The organism is Streptomyces sp. TOM-9 (assembly GCF_056858595.1).
Window position 1 is genome coordinate 2,077,501 of sequence record NZ_JBXEQB010000001.1, and the last position, 18,729, is coordinate 2,096,229.

An 18,729-nucleotide genomic window follows, 5' to 3' on the forward strand; every position below is an offset into this window, starting at 1 on the left:
CGTCGCGGATCTGGACGACGTCCGCAACCGGATCGTGGCGCGGCTGCTCGGGGTGCCGATGCCCGGTGTCCCGGACAGCGACGAGCCGTACGTGCTGATCGCGCGGGACCTGGCGCCGGCCGACACCGCGTTGCTGGACCCGTCGCTGGTGCTCGGCTTCGTGACCGAGGAGGGCGGGCCGACCAGCCACAGCGCGATCCTCGCGCGTGCGCTGGGGGTGCCCGCCGTGGTGGCGCTGCCGGGCGCCACGGAGCTGGCGGAGGGCACGGTCATCGCCGTGGACGGCAGCACCGGCGACATCTACGTCGACCCGGACAAGGACCGGCGGGCCGAGCTGGCGAAGGCCGCGGAGGAGCGCAGGGCTGCGCTCGCCGCGACCTCGGGGCCGGGTGCCACGTCGGACGGGCACAAGGTGCCGCTGCTGGCGAACGTCGGCGGTCCCGCGGACGTCGAGGCGGCCGTGAAGGCGGGCGCGGAGGGCGTGGGTCTGTTCCGCACGGAGTTCCTCTTCCTGGACGACTCCCGGAACGCGCCGTCGGAGGAGAAGCAGGTCGAGGCGTACCGGCAGGTGCTGGATGCCTTTCCCGAGGGCCGGGTCGTGGTCCGGGTGCTGGACGCGGGTGCCGACAAGCCGCTGGAGTTCCTGACGCCCGCGGACGAGCCGAACCCGGCGCTGGGCGTGCGGGGCCTGCGGACGCTGCTCGCCCACCCCGATGTGCTGCACACGCAGCTGCGGGCGCTCGCCAGGGCCGCCGAGGGCCTGCCGGTGTACCTCGAGGTCATGGCACCGATGGTGGCGGACCGCATCGACGCCAAGGCGTTCGCGGACGCGTGCCGGGAAGCCGGGCTGCACGCGAAGTTCGGCGCGATGGTGGAGATCCCGTCGGCGGCCCTGCGGGCACGGTCGATCCTGCAGGAGGTCGAGTTCCTCTCGCTGGGGACGAACGACCTGGCGCAGTACACCTTCGCGGCGGACCGGCAGGTCGGTTCGGTGTCGCGGCTGCAGGATCCGTGGCAGCCGGCGCTGCTGGACCTGGTGTCCGCGGCGGCCGAGGCCGCGCGGGCCGAGGGCAAGAGCTGCGGTGTGTGCGGTGAGGCGGCCTCCGATCCGCTGCTGGCGTGCGTGCTGACGGGTCTGGGCGTGACGAGCCTGTCGATGGGCTCGGCGTCGATCCCCTACGTGCGGGCGACGCTGGCGAAGTACACCCTGGCGCAGTGCGAGCGGGCGGCGGCGGCCGCCCGGGCGACCGACACGGCCGACGAGGCGCGGCGCGCGGCGCAGGCGGTGCTGTCCGGGGAGTGACCGCTTCCCGTCCTCCCGAGGGGCGTCCCACCGGTGGTGGGGCGCCCCTCGGCGTTCCCGGGCTCCGCCGTGCTCAGTCGTCCTCCGGCGGCGGGAGGACGAATCCCGGGCGGTGGACGACGCCGGGCTCCGGGGGGACGGGGTCGCCGGACTCGGCGTCGGTGCAGTAGGCGTTGAAGACCTGTGCCTCGGTGAGGGGTTGGAGCCAGCCGTCGCGCAGCGTCCAGCCGCGGACTTCGTCCGGGCGGTCGGGCGGGGGCTGGCCGGTGCCCGTGCCGCTGCGCAGGACGAGGCCGCCGGGGCTGTCCTCGGCGAGCCCGGCGGCGATGACGGTGCAGCAGACCAGGGCCTCGGCCTCGACGAGGTGGACCATGCCCTGCTCGTCGCAGCGGGCGTGCATGGCGGCGAGCAGTGTGGTGCCCTCGGCGGGCACGCTGCACACGAGGTGGTGGTGGCCGGGCCCCGCGGCTTCGAGGAGGCGCATCAGGGCCTGGGAGGCGCGGTCGAAGGAGGTGCGGGCGAGGTCGTCGCCGCAGCCGGCGCAGTCCCCGGCGCGGGCCAGGATGCCGGAGGCCCGTTCCCAGGTGGCCTGGCGGCCCGCCTCGTACTCGAGCTCGGTGACGAGGTGTTCCAGGGGCTGTCCCGCGTAGGGGACGGTCGGGCCGGCCGTGGTGACGTCGGCGGCGTACCGCGTGCGGGAGCGTGAGCTGTCGGGGTCGTGGCCGGTGTCGGCGCAGTACTCGGCGTACTCGGCCGGGTCGAAGGGCCCGACGCGGACGTGGATGCCACGGGAGGCGAGGGACCGCAGCAGGCCCTCGATCTGCCGCAGGTAGCTCGCGTGGTCGTCGAAGGTGAAACTGCGGTAGCCGCGCATGGCGACGAAGTCGGCGGGGTCGGTGAGGACGGCGACGGTGGTCGGTGACTCGCGGCGCAGGGTGCGGCGGCCGGTCCTCGCGGTGCGGCGGGCGGGGCGGCTGCTCAGCTTGCGGTGCTTGGTGTGTGCCATGACGGCTCCCCCTCGGTACGGCGGTCAACTGTCACTCACCGTAGTCGCCACCACTGACAGTGACGGTCCCGCTGGGGATCACGGGGGTCTTCCGGGCCTCGGGCCCGGGGCGTTCGGCGGCGTCCAGCCGGTCCAGACGGCGGCGTACGAGGGTGCGCTGGCCGACGGAGACGGCGGCGAGGCCGGCGCCGAGGCCGAGCCAGCCGAGCGGGCCCGCCGCCATGACGGCGGAGGTGAGCAGGACCGGGCCGGCCGAGCGCTGGGCCGACTGCGCGAGTCCGTGGACGCCGAGGTACGCGCCCTGGGACCGGCCGGGGGCGAGGGCGAGGGACAACTCCCAGGAGATCGCGGCGTGGACGATCTCCGCGGCGGTGAAGGCCGTGGCGGCGACGACGAGGGCGACCACGGCGGTCCCCGTCGAGTCCACGGCCGAGACGGCCATGGCGCCGCCCGCGACGAGGAAGGCGACGCCGAGCAGCGGCAGGGAGGCGGCGGCCCTGCGGGGTTCGTCCCCGAGGCGGCTGAGGCGGACCTGGAAGAGCACGACGAGGACGTTGTTGAGCACGAAGAGCAGGGCGACGAGGCTGTGCGGGGCGACGGTCGCGGTGGCGATCCACAGGGGCAGGCCGATGTTGAGCGCCGTGTCGTCGAGCAACAGCAGGGTCTCGGTGGCGGTGTACGCGAGGTAGCCGCGGTCGCGCCAGGGGCTGGTGGCCGGGGTCTTCGTCCGGGGCGGTTCCCCGCCGGTGGCGGCGGGTGCGCCGGCCACCACGCGTACGGGGGACGGCGGTTCTGCGCAGCGCAGGACGAGCAGGGCGGCGCCGGCGAAGGAGAGGGCGTCCCCGATGAGCATGGTGCGGTAGGCGGTGTCGGTGCCGATGGCCAGGGCGACGGCGGCGGCGAGGCCGCCGATGCCGAAGCCGATGTTGACCACGGTGCGCTGGAGGGCCTGGTAGCGGACGCGGTCCGGGCCCGCGACGCGTGCGGCGTACAGCTTGGTGAGGACCGAGGCGGCGCGGTCGCCGAGGCTGCCGAGCGCGGCGATGGGCAGCAGGAGCCAGAGGGTGCCGGTGAGCAGGATGCCGAGGGCGGCCGCGGCGCGCAGGGCGTGGACGGCCGGGAGCAGCCGGGTGAGCGGGACGCGGTCCGCGACCCGGCCCGCGACGGGGGTGCCCGCGATGCCGACGGCACCGGCGACACCGAGCAGGAGGCCGATCTCGTGCGGGGCGAGTCCGGCGACGTAGGTGTAGTAGAGCGCCGAAGTGCCGTACCAGAGACCGGATCCGGCCTTGTCGGTGAGGCTCACCCAGAGCATGCGGCGGCCGTCGCGGCCGCCCGGTACGAGGTCCTCGATGTCGCTGCGGCTGCGAGGGAATCGCATGCACTGCCCCCTTGACCCGAAGTTTGTATTGATACATACTTGTGAATGTGGCAGCACAATATGCGATCAGCGGCACGAGCGCCAAGGGCATTGCCGCGTCCGTCGAACGGGGCGTGGCCGACGGGGCGTTGTCCCCCGGGGCCGCGCTGCCGCCGGTACGGACGCTGGCCGATCGCCTGGGAGTCAGTCCCGGCACGGTGGCGACCGCCTACAAGGAACTCCGGCAGCGCGGGATCGTCGTCACGCGCGGACGCGGCGGCACCGTCGTCGCACAGGCGCCGGCCGTGGCGTCCAGGAGGCCGCCGAAGGTGCCCGCCGGACTGCGGGACCTGGCGGGCGGCCACCCGGACCCGGCGTTCCTGCCGGAACTGCTGCCGTCGGTGCAGGTGACGCCCGGGGCGCGCTCGCACCGGTCGGCTCCGCGCCTTCCCGAGCTGGAGGAGCTGACCCGCGCGTGGTTCGACCGCGACGGCGTGCCGGCGGACGACGTGACGTTCGCGCACAGCGCGCTCGACTGCCTCGGGCGGCTGCTCTCCGTCGAACTGCGGCCCGGCGACGCGGTGGCGATGGAGGATCCGGGCTACCACCATCTGCTCGACCTGGTGCCCGCGCTGGGACTGCGCATGCTGCCGGTCGCGGTCGACGACGAGGGCATGCGGCCCGAGGCGCTGCACGACGCGCTGCGGGCCGGGGCGCGGGCGGTGGTGTGCAGTCCGCGCTCCCAGAACCCGTACGGCGGGTGCTTCTCGCCGGAGCGGCGGGACGCGCTGCTCGGCGTGGTGCGGGAGGCGCCCGACGTCCTCGTGGTCGAGAACGACCACGCCGCGGACATCGCGGGAGTGCCGCTGCACAGCCTGACCTCAGGGGGGCTGCCGCGCTGGGCGCAGGTGCGCACGGTCACCAAGTACCTGGGCACGGACCTGCGGTGGGCGGCCCTCGCCTGCGACCCGACGACGCTGGCGCGGCACGACGGACGGCTGCTGCTGACCTCGGGGTGGGTCAGTCATGTGCTGCAGGGGATGGCCGCGCGCCTGATGACGGACGCGGCGGCACGGCTGCTGGTGGAGGCCGCCCGGGACGCGTACGCGGAGCGGCGGGAGGCGCTCGTCGGCGAGCTGGGGGAGCGCGGGATCGCGGCGCACGGGGCGAGCGGGCTGAACGTGTGGGTGCCGGTGCGGGACGAGGCGGCGGTGGTGAACGGCCTGCGGTCGCGCGGGTGGTGGGTGGCCGCCGGGGCGCGGTTCCGGCTGGCGGCCGGGCCCGGCGTGCGCATCACGACCGCGGAGCTGCGGCCCGTAGACGCGAGGGTGCTGGCCGCCGACTTCGCCGGCGTGCTCGGGGAGTTCGGCGCGACGTACGGGGGGTGAGGGGGGCCGGGCCCCGCCTCACCCCCCCCGCGGGCGCTCAGCTGCGGGTGCGGGCCAGGTCCGCGTAGAACGTGAGCAGCCCCAGGTCGTCGACCGAGCCCGGGTTGACCGCCTTGTCCAGCGGCGTGCCCTGCAGCAGCTTCTTCACCGGGACCTCGATGCGCTTGCCGGTGAGGGTGTGCGGGATGCCGGGGACCGGGATGATCTCGTCGGGGACGTGGCGGGGGGAGAGCTGCTCGCGGATGATGCGCTTGACCTTGTCGCGGAGGGCGTCGTCGAGCACCGCGCCCTCGGCGAGCTGGACGAAAAGCGGCATCCAGTAACCGCCGTCGGGCTGCTCGACGCCGATGACGAGCGACTCGCGGATCTCCGGGAGCCGTTCGACGGCCTCGTAGATGTCGGCGGAGCCCATGCGGACGCCCTGGCGGTTGAGGGTGGAGTCGGAGCGGCCGTGGATGACCACCGTGCCGCGCGAGGTCAGGGTGATCCAGTCGCCGTGCCGCCAGACGCCCGGGAACATCTCGAAGTAACTGTCGTGGTAGCGGCTGCCGTCGGGGTCGTTCCAGAAGTGGATGGGCATCGACGGCATGGGGTTGGTGACGACCAGCTCGCCGACCTCGTCGGTGACCGGCTTGCCGTACGGGTCCCAGGCCTGGAGATCGGTGCCGAGGCAGGGGGCCTGGAGCTCGCCGATGTACACCGGCAGGGTCGGGACGCCGCCGGCGAAGCAGCTGCACACGTCGGTGCCGCCGCTGACGGAGGCGATCCACAGGTCCTCCTTGACCTCGTCGTGGATCCAGCGGAAGCCGTCCGGCGGGAGCGGGGAGCCGGTGGTGGCCACGCACCTGACGGCGGACAGGTCGTGGTCGCGGCCGGGGTGGACGCCGGCCTTGCGGCAGGCGATGACGTACGCGGCGGAGGTGCCGAAGACGGTGGTGCCGGTGCGTTCGGCGACGCCCCACTGGGCGCCGGTGTCGGGGAAGCCGGGGCTGCCGTCGTACAGGACGATCGTGGAGCCCGCGAGCAGGCCGCCCACGAGGAAGTTCCACATCATCCAGCCGGTGGAGGTGTACCAGAAGAAGCGGTCCTGCGGCCCGAGGTCCATGTGGAGCCCGGTCTGCTTCAGGTGCTCCAGCAGGATGCCGCCCTGGGACTGGACGATGGCCTTGGGCAGGCCGGTGGTGCCGGAGGAGTACAGCACCCACAGCGGGTGGTCGAACGGGACCTGCTCGTAGACCGGTTCCCGGTCGCCGGAGACCAGGGCGTCCCACTCCAGGGCGCCCTCGGGCACGGGCGTGCCCAGCAACGGGATGTGCACGACGGCGCGCAGCGAGGGCAGCTCGGCGCGCAGCTCGGCGACGACGCCGGTGCGGTCGTGCTCCTTGCCGCCGTAGCGGTAGCCGTCGACGGTGAACAGCACGACGGGCTCGACCTGCTGGAAGCGGTCCAGCACGCTGCGGGCCCCGAAGTCCGGGGCGCAGGAGGTCCACACGCCGCCGACGGCGGCGGTGGCGAGCAGGGCGACGACGGCCTGGGGGACGTTGGGCAGGTAGCCGCTGACCCGGTCGCCCGGGCGGACGCCGAGAACGCGCAGCTCGTGGGCGAGGGAGGCGACCTGGCGGCGCAGCTCGGCCCAGCTGGTGGAGCCGGTCTCGTGCCGCTCGTCGAGGTGGAGCAGGGCGGGCTCACCGGCCCGGGCGGCGTCGCCGGCGGGACGCAGGGCGTGCTCGGCGTAGTTGAGCGTGGCCCCGGGGAACCACTTCGCGCCGGGCATGGCGGCGTCGGCGAGGACGGTCTCGTACGGGGAGGAGAAGCGCACGTCGAACCACTCGACGACGGACCGCCAGAAGGTCCCGGGCTCGCGCACCGACCAGGCGTGCAGCGCGTGGTAGCCGGCGACGGGGTCGGCGGTGTCGGGGGCGGGCGCGCCGTGGTGCTCGGCGGCCCAGGCCTGGAAGCGCGTCACCTGGGCACCGGAGACTCGGTCCGGGCCGGGCTGCCACAACGGCTGCTCGGTCGCCGGGTCGGCGGTGGGCTCAGGTGTGGTGCTCATGGGGCGGCTCCCGGACGGTACGCGACGCTGCGTGATGTGCGGCTGGACCCCGGCCGGGCGGAATGTCCCCGGTCGCGGCTGGGCAGGACGATGCCACGTGATCGTCTCCGGCGCCAGGGCACACCCCACACATTCGAGGGTGGAAGCATGTGCCGGGCCGCCAGGTGGAAGGTGGCCGGCCGGCGGCGGGGCGGGCGGGAACGGTGAAAGGGTGGGCCTTATGGATGCTCGGGACCTGGTGCGACAGGTACGGCAGGTCGGATCGGCGAACGGGCTGAGGGCGGTGCGCGCGGCGTGGCGCCGGCAACGCACCGACGCACGGGACCTCCCGCGGCGGGGGCCGGAGCGGGCGCGGGTGCCAGGGTCCGCCGAGGGCGCGGATCCGCTGCCTGGCGGCGGGGTGGTCCGCTTCGCCCGGTCGACCCTGCGGGTGCGGGTCGCAGCGGGCGGCGCGGTGTTCTGCGGCTGGGACGGTGCCGAGCCGGAGCCGTCGTACGCGCTGGACGGCGGCTGCCCCGACGCCGACACCCGGGCGGTCATCGAGCCCGACAAGGACGGCTGGCGGGTGGTCTCGGAGCGGATCACGGTGCTGGTCTCCCGGCACGGGGCGGTGGAGTTCCGCACGCCGGGGGGCGTGCTGCTGCGTCGTGACCTGCCGCCGCGCTGGTGGGACCCGGTGAACGCGGCGGAGGGCACGGAACCGCGCTGGGTGCAGCGCTCGGAGACGCCGGCGGACGCGGACGTGTTCGGGCTCGGCGGGCGGGCCTCGGGGCCGCGGCTGGGCGAGGGCGCGTACCGGCTGTGGAACACCGACCCCGGCGGCGCCTTCGAGCCGGAGACCGATCCGCTGTACATCACCATGCCGCTGCAGCTGGTCGTCGCCGACGCGGGCAGCCATCTGCTCTTCCACGACAACACCTGGGACGGCCGGGTGACCCTGCGCGACGGCGAGGAGGGCGCGGGATCCGGTCACGACCGCCCCGGCGGCTGCGAGACGCGGATGGACGGCGGCCCGCTGCGCTACTGGGTGATCCCCGGCACTCCCGCGCGGATCCTGGCCTCCTGGACCGCGCTGACCGGCCGGCCCGCGCTGCCGCCGCGCTGGGCGCTGGGGTACCAGCACGCGCGGTGGGGCTTCGGCACGGCGGCGGAGGTACGGCGGGTCGCGGCCGGTTACCGCGAGCGCGAACTGCCGCTGTCGGCGCTGCACCTGGACATCGACCACTACGACGGCCACCGGGTCTTCACCGTCGACCGCGAGCACTTCCCCGACCTGCCCGCGCTCGCCGAGGAGTTGCGCGGGCACGGGGTGCGCCTGGTCTCGATCGTGGACCCGGCGGTCAAGCTGGAGCCGGGCAACCCGGTCCACGACAGCGGGGCCGCTGCCGACGCCTTCGTGCGCGACGCGCAGGGGCGTCCGGTGCGCGGCGTGGTGTGGCCGGGCGACGCGGTCTTCCCCGACTTCACCGACCCGCGGGTGCGCAAGTGGTGGGGCGGGCTCTACGCGGAACGGCTCGCCCAGGGCTTCGCCGGGGTGTGGCACGACATGAACGAACCGGTGTCCTTCGCCGCGTTCGGCGACACCACCCTCCCCCGCTCCGCCCGGCACGCCCTGGAGGGCCGCGGCGGCGACCACCGCGAGGCGCACAACGTGTACGGGCTGACCATGGCCCGGGCCGGACACGAGGGGCTGCGTGAACTGCGCCCCGACTCCCGGCCGTTCCTGTTCTCGCGCTCCGGCTGGGCGGGCATGCAGCGGTACGGCGGCACGTGGTCGGGCGACGTGTCGACGGGGTGGCCGGGGCTGCGTTCCTCGTTGTCGCTGGTGCTGGGGCTCGGCCTGTGCGGGGTGCCGTACTCGGGGCCGGACGTGGGCGGGTTCACCGGGAGCCCGTCGCCGGAGCTGTACCTGCGCTGGTTCCAGATGGCCGCGTACTTCCCGTTCTTCCGCACGCACTCGGCGATCCACGCCGGTCACCGCGAGCCGTGGGGGTTCGGGCCGCAAGTGCTGGAGGCGGCCGGGGCGGCGATGCGCGGGCGGGAGCGGCTGATGCCGTACCTGTACACGCTGGCGCACACCGCGCGGCGTTCGGGCGCGCCCTATGTGCGGCCGGTGTGGTGGGGCGATCCGGAGGACCGCAAGCTGCGCGCCTGCGGGGACGCCTTCCTGCTGGGGGACGCGCTGCTGGTGGCGCCGGTGCTGGAGCAGGGGGCGACGGAACGGGCGGTGCGGCTGCCGCGGGGCCTGTGGTACGACACGGCGACCGGGGAGGCGTACCAGGGGCCCGGGCAGGTGCTGTTGCCCGCGCCGCCGGAGCGCATCCCGGTGCTGGCCAGGGCCGGTGCCGTGGTGCCGGTGGCGGAGGAGGACGGCACCGTGACGCTGGAGGTGTGGACGCCCGCACCCGGGCGCACCGGGGGCGGCATGCTGATCACCGACGCCGGGGACGGCTGGGCCGACCCGCGGGTGGAGCGCTTCGGCTCGCGGGTGGCGGACGGCGAGGTCGTCGTGGAGCGTGAGGAGCACGACGAGGTGGGGTACCGGGTGCGGGTGCGCGGCACGGCGGTGCGGTAGCTGCCCGTTCGGTGGCGGCGGTTCGGTGGCGGCGGTTCAGTAGCGGCCGTCGAACCAGTTGCGCACCGCCTCGGTGTGCAGCGGGAAGGCCAGTTCCGCGGGGGCGAGGAGGAGTTCCCGGCCGTCGGTCTCGTCGGTGACGACGGCGGGCGGGAGGTCCTCGGCGGCACGCTCGGGCAGGAGGCCGAAGACCAGCAGGTGCCCGGTGTCGCCGCTGAGGGCGTCGGCGAGCCGTACCTCGCCCGCGGCCGCCTTGATGCCGGTCTCCTCGTCGAGTTCGCGGACGACGGCCTCCTGCCACGTCTCGCCGAGGTCCACGAAGCCGCCGGGAAGGGCGAGCAGTCCGCGCCGCGGCTCGATGGCCCGGCGCACGAGGAGCAGACCGGTGCCCTCCGGGGTGCGCACGGGCAGCAGGGCGACGGCGACCGGGAGCGGGTTGCGGTACGTGATGCCGCCGCAGGCCGCGCAGGTGCGCGGCCAGCCCGCGCCGGGGGCGAACTCCGTACCGCAGTAGGAGCAGTGGCTGCCCTTCTGACGAGTGGTCACGCGCGGACTGTAGCCGACCGTGTCCGGGGGACCGGCCGGTTCCGTACGGCTGCCCGGGCACGGGTGTCGTGCGGAGCCCTGTCCGTGGCGGCGGGTGAGAGGGCACACTGGCGTCCGTGACACCCGAATCCCTCGGAAAAGGCGCCAATCTGCCGGTTCCCGTGCCCGCCGTGCGGGCCGTGCTCGACTGGACCGCGGGTCCCGGCGTGCCCGACGTCGACGCCTCGGCGCTGCTGCTGAGCGGCGACGGGCGCGTGCGCTCGGACGCCGACTTCGTGTTCTACAACCAGCCCGCGCACGCCTCCGGCGCCGTGCGGCACGCCGGTAAGCAGGCGGGTCCCGGACCGGCCTCGGACGCGCTCGACGTGGACCTGGCCCGTGTGGAGCCGGCGGTCGAACGGATCGTGCTGTGCGCCTCCGCGGACGGCGGCACCTTCGGTCAGGTGCCGGGGTTGCGGCTGCGGCTGCTGGACGCGCGCAACGGGGCCGAGATCGCGCGGTTCGACATGGGGGCGACGACGGAGACGGCGTTCCTCGGCGGTGAGCTGTACCGGCGCGAGGGGGTCTGGAAGTTCCGCGCCGTCGGGCAGGGCTGGAACTCCGGACTGGCCGGGCTCGCCACGGACTTCGGGATCACCGTGGACGCGCCGCAGCCGCCCGCGGCGCAAGCCGCACCGGCGCCCGCCCCGACTCCCCCTGCGCCGCCGCAGTACCCGCGGCCCGCGCTGCCCGTCACGGTGCCCCCGCCGCCGCCCCTCCCGGCCGCGGCCGCTCCCCCGCCGCCGGCCGTCCGGCTCACCAAGGGCGAGGAGCACCTTCCCCCCGACATGCGCAAGCGGCTGAGCCTGCGCAAGGAGCAGGTGGCCGTCAGCCTGCGCAAGCACGGCGCGGCGGGTGTCGTCGCGCGGGTGATCCTCGTGCTCGACGCGTCGGGCTCGATGAGCGGCCTGTACGCGCGCGGGGTCGTCGCCGACGTGGTCGAGCGCATGGCGGCGGTCGCGGCGCAACTGGACGACGACGGCGAGATACAGGCGTGGACCTTCGCCTCGCACCCGGCGCGGCTGCCCGACCTGCGGATCGCGGAACTGCCGCTGTGGCTGCGGCTGCACGTCCGGGTGGGCGAGCTGAGCCTGTTCGGCCGGCCCAAGAAGCCCCGGCACGGACTGCAGCCGGGCCAGATCGACATGCGGTTCGTCGGCATCCAGAACGAGGAGCAGAAGGTCATCGCCGAGGTCCGGGCGTTCGTGCGGGCGTACCCGACGGCGGCGCCGACGCTCGTGCTGTTCTTCTCCGACGGCGGTGTCTACCGCAACGCGCAGATCGAGCAGCAGTTGCGCGAGGCGGTGGAGGAACCGGTGTTCTGGCAGTTCGTCGGCCTGGGCCGGGCCAACTACGGGGTGCTGGAGCGTTTCGACACCCTGCCGGGCCGGCGTGTGGACAACGTCGGGTTCTTCGCCGTGGACGACATCGCCACAGTGCCCGACGCGGAGCTCTACGACCGGCTCCTCTCGGAGTTCCCCTCCTGGATGACGGCCGCGCGGCAGGCCGGGATCCTGCGCTGAACCTCCCGTTTGTCGGCGGCCGTCGGGCCGTGCGACTCCAGGACGACCGGCGCGCCGAGTGCCTCCCCCACCGCCTCCGACCAGGCGGCCGGATCGGGGCCGGGCACGTCCCAGCACGCCGGACGCGCCGTCAGCAGCCGTTCGGTGAGGGCGGCCTGGTGGCCGAGGTCCCCGGGCGGGGCGGTGGGCAGCCGCGTCTGCCCGGTGTCGTACGCGCGAACCAGCCGCAGCTGCGGGCAGCGGCGGGGCGCGTCGAGGTGGGTGACGGCGAGGGCGTCCACACCGCCGCAGACCTCGACGGCGTAGCGGTGGGCGACGGCGTCGAAGTGGCCGGTGCGGAAGGCGCCCTGCCAGGGGCCGTGGCCGTTGTGCGGTTCGGGCAGCAGCGGGGCGAGTTCGGGGTCCTCGGTGACGTGCGGTCCGGGGCCGTGGCGGGTGGTGTACGTCCGTACGACGCCGAGCCGGCGGGCCTCCTGGCCGGCTTCCGCCAGCAGGGCCTCGGCGCCCGCGAACGTGGTCGTGGACCAGGTGGTGTAGGGGTGGAAACCGTGCCACTCGTCCAGGAGCACGCCCTGGGCGCCCTCGAGGACGACCGTGCCCTCGCGCAGGACGCGGGCGAGGTGGCCGTCGCCGGTGAGGGTGACGGCGCGGGCGAAGGCGGTGAAGGCGTCGGCGCAGTCCTCGGGCGGCGGGGCGGGCAGCCGGCGGCCGAACTCGTCGGCCAGGCGGTCGCGCAGCAGGCGCAGCTTGCGCAGCAGACGGGGGCGTGAGGCGCAGTCCCCCGCGGTGGGGGCGTCCTGGGGGTGGGCGAGGGCGTAGGCGGCGGTCTCGCCGATGCCCATGCCGCACGAACCGTGGCGGGCCGCGCCGCGGGCCTGCTCCCGCAGCCGGTTGGCGGCGGCGTGGTACGGGGTGGTGAGGCGGGCCGCGCGGTCGACGCTGAGCAGGGCGTACGGCGCGGGGACCCCGAGGGCGGCGAGGTGGTCGGCCTCGGCGGCCAGCGCGAGGGGGTCCACCAGCATGAAGCGGGACAGGTGGGTGGGAACGCCCTGGAGGGTGCCGGAGCCGAACTGGGCGAAGGTGTGGTGGCGTCCGTCGGTGGTGACGACGTTGTGCGCCGCCTGGGCTCCGCCGTTGAAGCGGACGACCGCGCGGACCGGCCCGCTCGCGCAGAGCCGGTCCACGACGGTGCCCTTGCCGGCGTCGCCGTAGCCGAGGTCGACGACGATGGTGTGCACGGGGCCTCCAGGGTTCTCCAGGGTCCTCCGGGAAGCGCCTACAGGCGGGTGGTGCCGGTGGCAGTGCCGTCGCCGGTGACGTTGATCAGGGGCGTGTCCGTCACCGCGACGGCCGCGCGGTCGCGGTCGAGGGCGGCGAGGGCCTTGCCGACGGATCCGGTGGCGGCGGAGCCGAGGTCGGCGAGGTCTTCGAGGCCCTCGGCGAGGTCGATGGCCTCCTCGCCGAGCCCGATGGTGAGGGCGATGGTCTCGCAGACGGCGTCGAGGTCGTCGAGCTCGATGACGTTCTGGCCGAGGAGCCCCCGCCAGGTGCCGAGGACCTCGGTGTTGCCGACGTAGGAGGAGCCCGCCGGGAGGATGTAGTAGACGTCGAACTTCCGCTGCAGCTCGGCGACGATCCGCGTGACCGGGATGTCCTCGGCGAGGTCGTCGCCGAGGACGTCGCGCACCTCGCGGGCCTTGACCTTGCCGTAGGGCAGCTCGTCGCCGATCAGGAAGAGGTAGCCGCGGCGGCCGCGCTTGTCGTGGCAGTCGATCGAGGTGTGCCGGGCCATCGCGTACATGGCGAGCTCGTAGGACTCGGTCATCTGGCCGCCGCCCCCGCCCTCCAGCAGGATGTTGCCGAGGTCGTCGTCCATGCGGTTGTCCGACTCGAACTGCCCCAGCTGGAGCGGGACCCGGTCGCAGGTGGCGTCGCCGACCGCGCCGAAGAGGATCTGCGGGTGCTCGGTGTAGCCCTTGCGCAGGAGCAGGCCGAAGAGCTCGGGGAGCTTGGTCTGCAGGACCTGCGGGACGGTGCGCATGGATCCGGTGACGTCGAACAGGACGGCGATGGCGAGCGAGGTGGGGTGCTCGTCGGAGTCGCGGCTCTCGCGGACGCCGATGTCCTTCGGGTCGAGCGAGGGGTGCGCGCTCCAGGAACTGCGCGGTGCGGACGAGGTGACGCGGTCGCTGTAGGCGAAGGCGCCGGCGCCGCTGGCGGCGCGGTAGCGCGCGGCGGCGTCGTAGACATTGGTGGACCAGCTTCCGCTGCCCATGGTGGTTCCCCCTTGGTGTGTCGGACGTGTCAGACCTGTCGGGTGTCAGGCGTCCCGGGTGTCAGGCGTCCCGGGTCTCGCCGCCCGGCATGGTGAACGGGCGGAAGGTGCGCGGGCCGTAGAGACCCTCAAGGACGTCGTCGAGCTCCGCGAGCAGCCGCCACGCGTCGTGCGGGCGGCGGGCCTGCGCAGGGAGCGTGCAGCCGCGGAGGAAGGCGCGCAGCGGTCGCGGCGCGCGGTCTCCCATCAGCTGCTCGACGCAGCGCGAGGCGAGGTGGATGTCGGTGGCCTCGGTGGCGGGAAGCCGGCCGGTGACCTCGGGCGGGTAGCGGGCGCGGTGCCGCTCGACGAGGGCGGGGACGGTCGCGCCGCGTTCGGTGGAGTAGCACCAGTCGACCAGCACGAGGCCGTGCTGTGCGGGGTGGATGAGGACGTGCTCGGGCAGGACGGCGCCGTGGACGACGCCGGCCCGGTGCGCCCAGCCGAGGGCGACCAGCAGCCGGCGCCACATCCAGGCGGCGTCGCGAGGGTCGAGGCCGCCGGGGTGGAGGGCGCGGACCTCGGCGAGGGTGTGGAAGCCGTGCAGCCGCTGGAGCGCGTTGACGCGGCGTTCGGTGCCGTCGGGGCCGCGGTGGCGGAAGGATTCGGCCAGTCGGGGTGCGTAGGCACGGTGCCGGGCGTCGGCGACGCCGTGCAGCCGGGTGAGGGCGTCGGCCTCCCGCTCCATCAGGTCGTTGTCGGCGGGCCGCCGCGGGATCTTCAAGGCGGTGCCGGGCCCGGCGGCCCGCAGCACTGCGAGGTCGCCCTCGGCGAGGACGGGTCCCAGCGGGTACACGCCGCGGGCGGTGGTGAGGGCCGGGCCGTCGCCGGTGTGCCGCCGCCACAGGGCGGTGAGGCGGACGAAGGCGGCCTCGGCCTCGTCCGCGCGGCCGGGCGGGGCCGTGTCGGGGTGGAGCAGCCTGGCGAGCCGGCGGTAGTGCCGGGCGGCCTCGCCGGAGTCGGCCGGGAAGGGCCGGCCGAGGGCGGCCAGGGCGTCGTCGAAGGTGCGGACGCGATGTGCGGACGCGGAACGCGTCGTGGCGGTCATCGGACACTGTCCTCATGGTCGGGGCGGAGCAGTGCGGGGTGCAGGAGGCGGGCGTCGCCGGCGCGGTAGAGACGGGCCCGGGGGCCGCCCTTGGAGCCGCCGCGGCCGGCGGTGGTGCCGGTGGACTCGACGAAGCCCGGCACCGACAGGACCTTGCGGTGGAAGTTCCCTGCGTGCAGGGTGCGGCCCCAGACCGCCTCGTAGACCGAGCGGAGCTCGGTGACGGTGAACTCCTCGCCGAGGAAGGCGGTGGCCAGCGGGGTGTACTCGATCTTGGCGCGGGCCCGGTCGAGGCCTTCGGCGAGGATCGTGCCGTGGTCGAAGGCGAGGTCGGCGGCGGGGCCTTGTGCCTGGCCGGACCGGCGGCCGGAACCACCCCCGTGGATCCCGGCCGGCCGGTCCTGCTCCTTGGGACGCGCGGTGGCGGCGTCCGGTTTCGCCTGCGGTGCGAGTGCCTCGACCGGGACCCACTCGGCCGCCGCCGCGTCGCTGCCGGCCCGCGCCTCGGGGAGGTCCGGGGCGAAGGCGAGGTAGGCGACGGAGACGACGTGCATGCGCGGGTCGCGGTCGGGGCGGCCGTAGGAGCCGAGCTGTTCGAGGTGGACGCGGCCGAGGCCGCGTGCCGCGTCGAGCCCGGTCTCCTCGGCCAGTTCACGGGCCGCGGCCTCGTCCAGGGACTCGCGTCCGGCCTGGACGAATCCGCCGGGCAGTGCCCAGGCACCTTCGTACGGCGGGCCGCCGCGGCGCACCAGCAGCACGTGCAGGCGTCCTTGACGCAGCGTCAGGGCGACGACGTCGACGGTCACGGCGATGGGCTCGAAGGCTCGCGGGTCGTAGGCGGCGAGGAACGCGTCCTCACCCTGCCGGTCCGCCATCGTGTGCCACCCCTCGCCGGTTGTTCTCACTTCGAGTATTTCTCGCTTCGAGAAGAACTTAGCACCGGGCACCGACACCGTCCACCCCGTTCCGCCGTACGGTCCGCCCGTGGCACACTTCTGACGAACCGTCAGCTCAGTTGGGAGGATCCGGACGTGGCACGGTCACGGAAACCCGTGGTGACGGGCTGGTTCACACACGACACGGCGGACGAGGACGGCTTCCGGCTGCTCGGCACCCGGTGCCGCGGCTGCGGCGCGGTGTTCTTCCCCCGCGAGGACCACGCCTGCCGCAACCCGGCCTGCGACGGCGCCGAAGGGGACCTGGAGGAGGTCCCGCTGTCGCGGCGGGGCCGGGTCTGGTCGTACACCGACGCCCGCTACCGCCCGCCCGCCCCGTACCCCTGCGACCCCTCACGCCCCTGGGAACCCCGCGCCCTGGTGGCGGTGGAACTGACGGCGGAACGGATGATCGTGCTCGGGCAGGCCGCGCCCGGGACGGGCGTGGCCGATCTCGCCGTCGGCATGGAGGTCGAGTTGGTGCCCGGCGTGCTGTACGAGGACGCGGAGCACACCTGGACCACCTGGCACTGGCGCCCCGTGGGAGGCGGACGATGAGCCATGACGTGGCCGTGCTCGGCGTCGGCATGCACCCCTGGGGCAAGTGGGGCCGCCCCTTCACCCGGTACGGGGTCGCGGCGGCGCGCGCCGCGCTCGCCGACGCCGGGCTGGACTGGCGGGACGTCGGACTGGTCGTCGGCGCGGACACGGTGCGCGGCGGCTACCCCGGCCACGTGGCCGGGGCGGCCTTCGCCCGGGCGCTGGGCTGGCAGGGCGCCCGCGTGGCCAGCGTCTACGCCGCCTGCGCCTCCGGGGCCCAGGCCCTCGACACCGCCCGGGCCCACATCCTCGCCGGCCTGGTGGACACCGCCCTGGTCGTCGGCGCGGACGCGGCCCCCAAGGGCTTCTTCGCGCCCGCCGGGGGCGACCGGCCCGACGACCCGGACTGGCTGCGCTTCCGCGTGCTCGGGGCCACCAACCCCACCTACTTCGGGCTGTACGCGCGCCGCCGCATGGCCCTGCACGGCGACACTCCCGAGGACTTCGCCCAGGTCAAGGTGAAGAACGCGGCCGCCGGCGCCGCCAACCCGCTCGCCCGCTACCGGACGCCGGTCACGGCCGCCGAGGTGGCGGCCTCCCCCGTCGTGGCCGACCCGCTGCGGCTGCTCGACATCTGCGCCACCTCCGACGGGGGCGCCGCCGTCGTCCTGTCCGGCCTGGACTTCGCCCGGCGCCGCGCGACGGCGGATCCGGTGCGCATCCGCGCGGTCTCCACCGTCACCCCGGTCTATCCGCGCACGGTGCCCGACCTCCCCGACATCGCCACCGACTCCGCCCTCGCGGTCGCACCCCGGGAGCCGGCCACCGGTTTCCGGGCGGCCGTCGCCCGCGCCGCGTACGAGGAGGCGGGCATCGGTCCCGAGGACCTGGACCTGGCGGAGGTGTACGACCTGTCGACGGCCCTGGAGCTGGACTGGTACGAGGACCTCGGCCTGTGCCCGCCGGGCGGGGCGGTGAAGCTGCTGCGCGACGGGGCCACGTCGCTCGGGGGGCGGATTCCGGTCAATCCCAGCGGCGGCCTGGCCTCCTTCGGGGAGGCCGTGCCCGCGCAGGCGCTCGCGCAGGTGTGCGAGCTGACCTGGCAGTTGCGCGGCCGGTCCGGGCCCCGGCAGGTCACCGGGGCCCGCGTGGGGGTGACGGCGAACCAAGGCCTGTTCGGGCACGGCTCGTCGGTGGTCGTAATCAGGTGATCTGTCCGATACCTTGACGCTCCATCACCCCGCGACAACACTTCCGGGTGGCGCGGAGGCCGGGCGGGAGGCGGGACCCTCCGTACCCGGGTCTCCGTGCGCCATTCTCTGGCGGCGCATGCCCGACACGTGCGCCTGCACGAAGGAGCCGTCATGTATTCCAACGGAGACGTCTTTGTCGGCGAGATCATCGGAACGGCGATCCTGATCCTGTTCGGTGCCGGCGTGGTGGCCGGGGTGCTCCTCCACCACTCGAAGGCCCGGGCATCCGGGTGGATCGTCATCTCGTTCGGCTGGGGCCTCGCGGTCCTGGCCGGCGCGTACACCGCCGGCCCGCTGTCCGGCGGGCAGCTGAACCCGGCCGTGACCTTCGGCGTCGCCATCAGCTCGGGCAAGTGGAGCCAGGTGCCGGTCTACCTCGCCGGGCAGATCATCGGCGCGATGCTGGGCGCCGTCCTGTGCTGGCTGGTGTACTACGGCCAGTTCGCGGCGAACCGCGCCGAGGAGACCCGTCAGCCCACGCTCGCCGTCTTCTCCACCGTCCCCGAGATCCGCGTCTGGTGGCAGAACCTGATCACGGAGGCGATCGCCACCATGGGTCTCGTCCTGCCGATCCTGGCCTTCGGCCTCAGCAAGGGCCTCGGCGAGACCGGCACCGGCACCCTGATCGTGGCCCTGCTCGTGACCGGCATCGGGCTCTCCCTGGGCGGTCCCACGGGCTACGCCATCAACCCGGCCCGCGACCTCGGGCCGCGCATCGTCCACTCCGTCCTGCCGATCCCGTTCAAGGGCACCTCCGACTGGGCGTACGCCTGGATCCCGGTGGCCGGCCCGCTGATCGGCGGTGCACTGTCCGGTCTCATCTACAACGTCGCGTTCAAGTGAGGC

General features: G+C 74.6%; 15 protein-coding genes (1 of these 15 only partly in view). 7 read left to right on the top strand and 8 right to left on the bottom strand.

Annotated elements, in window-relative coordinates; all coding sequences use genetic code 11:
- Positions 1 to 1,303, top strand: the 3' portion of a protein-coding gene (gene ptsP / locus AC1VWI_RS09805) for a phosphoenolpyruvate--protein phosphotransferase (protein ID WP_499510572.1). The gene continues 368 nt to the left of window position 1, outside the view; the window shows 1,303 of its 1,671 coding nt (coding positions 369-1,671); its start codon lies off the left edge, out of view; its stop codon occupies positions 1,301 to 1,303.
- A 73-nt stretch (positions 1,304 to 1,376) separates the two neighbouring features.
- On the opposite strand, the gene AC1VWI_RS09810 is transcribed toward ptsP, so the two are convergent.
- Both AC1VWI_RS09810 and AC1VWI_RS09815 read right to left on the bottom strand, forming a co-directional pair.
- A complete protein-coding gene (locus AC1VWI_RS09810; RefSeq protein ID WP_499510573.1) occupies positions 1,377 to 2,309 on the bottom strand; it encodes a DUF8829 domain-containing protein in 933 nt (310 codons plus the stop codon).
- Positions 2,310 to 2,340: 31 nt separating this feature from the next.
- On the bottom strand, positions 2,341 to 3,690 hold the full coding sequence (locus AC1VWI_RS09815) for an MFS transporter (protein ID WP_499510574.1): 1,350 nt from the start codon (positions 3,688 to 3,690) through the stop codon (positions 2,341 to 2,343).
- A gap of 47 nt (positions 3,691 to 3,737) precedes the next feature.
- Between AC1VWI_RS09815 and AC1VWI_RS09820 the strand changes: the two genes are divergently transcribed.
- Positions 3,738 to 5,057, top strand: a complete 1,320-nt coding sequence (locus AC1VWI_RS09820) for an aminotransferase class I/II-fold pyridoxal phosphate-dependent enzyme (protein WP_499510575.1) — start codon at positions 3,738 to 3,740, stop codon at positions 5,055 to 5,057.
- 37 nt (positions 5,058 to 5,094) lie between these two features.
- Here AC1VWI_RS09820 and AC1VWI_RS09825 read toward each other — a convergent pair whose 3' ends face one another.
- Positions 5,095 to 7,110 carry an acetoacetate--CoA ligase gene (locus AC1VWI_RS09825; protein ID WP_499510576.1) on the bottom strand — a complete coding sequence of 672 codons (2,016 nt, stop codon included), beginning with the start codon at positions 7,108 to 7,110 and terminating at the stop codon, positions 5,095 to 5,097.
- Between the two features lie 220 nt (positions 7,111 to 7,330).
- On the opposite strand from AC1VWI_RS09825, the gene AC1VWI_RS09830 reads away from it, so the two are divergent.
- Positions 7,331 to 9,685 (top strand): glycoside hydrolase family 31 protein, encoded by a 2,355-nt coding sequence (locus AC1VWI_RS09830; RefSeq protein ID WP_499510577.1) that lies wholly within the window; start codon positions 7,331 to 7,333, stop codon positions 9,683 to 9,685.
- A gap of 36 nt (positions 9,686 to 9,721) precedes the next feature.
- On the opposite strand, the gene AC1VWI_RS09835 is transcribed toward AC1VWI_RS09830, so the two are convergent.
- Positions 9,722 to 10,231 carry an NUDIX domain-containing protein gene (locus tag AC1VWI_RS09835; RefSeq protein ID WP_499510578.1) on the bottom strand — a complete coding sequence of 170 codons (510 nt, stop codon included), beginning with the start codon at positions 10,229 to 10,231 and terminating at the stop codon, positions 9,722 to 9,724.
- A 116-nt stretch (positions 10,232 to 10,347) separates the two neighbouring features.
- Here AC1VWI_RS09835 and AC1VWI_RS09840 point away from each other — a divergent pair, with 116 nt between their 5' ends.
- Positions 10,348 to 11,793 (top strand): VWA domain-containing protein, encoded by a 1,446-nt coding sequence (locus tag AC1VWI_RS09840; RefSeq protein ID WP_499510579.1) that lies wholly within the window; start codon positions 10,348 to 10,350, stop codon positions 11,791 to 11,793.
- Here the strand turns inward: AC1VWI_RS09840 and AC1VWI_RS09845 are convergent.
- From AC1VWI_RS09845 to AC1VWI_RS09860, 4 genes are all read right to left on the bottom strand, one after another.
- A complete protein-coding gene (locus tag AC1VWI_RS09845; RefSeq protein ID WP_499510580.1) occupies positions 11,724 to 13,031 on the bottom strand; it encodes an adenylosuccinate synthetase in 1,308 nt (435 codons plus the stop codon). The two genes, AC1VWI_RS09840 and AC1VWI_RS09845, sit on opposite strands and share 70 nt — an antisense overlap.
- A 38-nt stretch (positions 13,032 to 13,069) precedes the next feature.
- On the bottom strand, positions 13,070 to 14,068 hold the full coding sequence (locus tag AC1VWI_RS09850) for a hypothetical protein (RefSeq protein WP_499510581.1): 999 nt from the start codon (positions 14,066 to 14,068) through the stop codon (positions 13,070 to 13,072).
- A gap of 61 nt (positions 14,069 to 14,129) precedes the next feature.
- Positions 14,130 to 15,155: a molecular chaperone DnaJ gene (locus tag AC1VWI_RS09855; RefSeq protein WP_499510582.1), complete on the bottom strand. Its 1,026-nt coding sequence runs from the start codon at positions 15,153 to 15,155 to the stop codon at positions 14,130 to 14,132.
- The gene (locus AC1VWI_RS09860) at positions 15,152 to 16,030 is read right to left on the bottom strand and encodes an NUDIX hydrolase (RefSeq protein ID WP_499510583.1); all 879 of its coding nucleotides are present in this window, start codon (positions 16,028 to 16,030) and stop codon (positions 15,152 to 15,154) included. Before AC1VWI_RS09860 ends, AC1VWI_RS09855 begins: the two co-directional genes overlap by 4 nt.
- Positions 16,031 to 16,207: 177 nt before the next feature.
- On the opposite strand from AC1VWI_RS09860, the gene AC1VWI_RS09865 reads away from it, so the two are divergent.
- The 3 genes from AC1VWI_RS09865 to AC1VWI_RS09875 all read left to right on the top strand — a co-directional run bounded on the left by AC1VWI_RS09865 (position 16,208) and on the right by AC1VWI_RS09875 (position 18,726).
- Positions 16,208 to 16,648, top strand: a complete 441-nt coding sequence (locus AC1VWI_RS09865) for a Zn-ribbon domain-containing OB-fold protein (protein ID WP_499516759.1) — start codon at positions 16,208 to 16,210, stop codon at positions 16,646 to 16,648.
- The gene (locus AC1VWI_RS09870) at positions 16,645 to 17,841 is read left to right on the top strand and encodes a lipid-transfer protein (protein WP_499510584.1); all 1,197 of its coding nucleotides are present in this window, start codon (positions 16,645 to 16,647) and stop codon (positions 17,839 to 17,841) included. The genes AC1VWI_RS09865 and AC1VWI_RS09870 overlap by 4 nt, the downstream gene beginning before the upstream one ends.
- A 153-nt stretch (positions 17,842 to 17,994) precedes the next feature.
- Positions 17,995 to 18,726, top strand: coding sequence for an MIP/aquaporin family protein (locus tag AC1VWI_RS09875; RefSeq protein WP_499510585.1), 732 nt, complete (start codon positions 17,995 to 17,997; stop codon positions 18,724 to 18,726).
- The last annotated feature ends 3 nt before the right edge of the window (positions 18,727 to 18,729 follow it).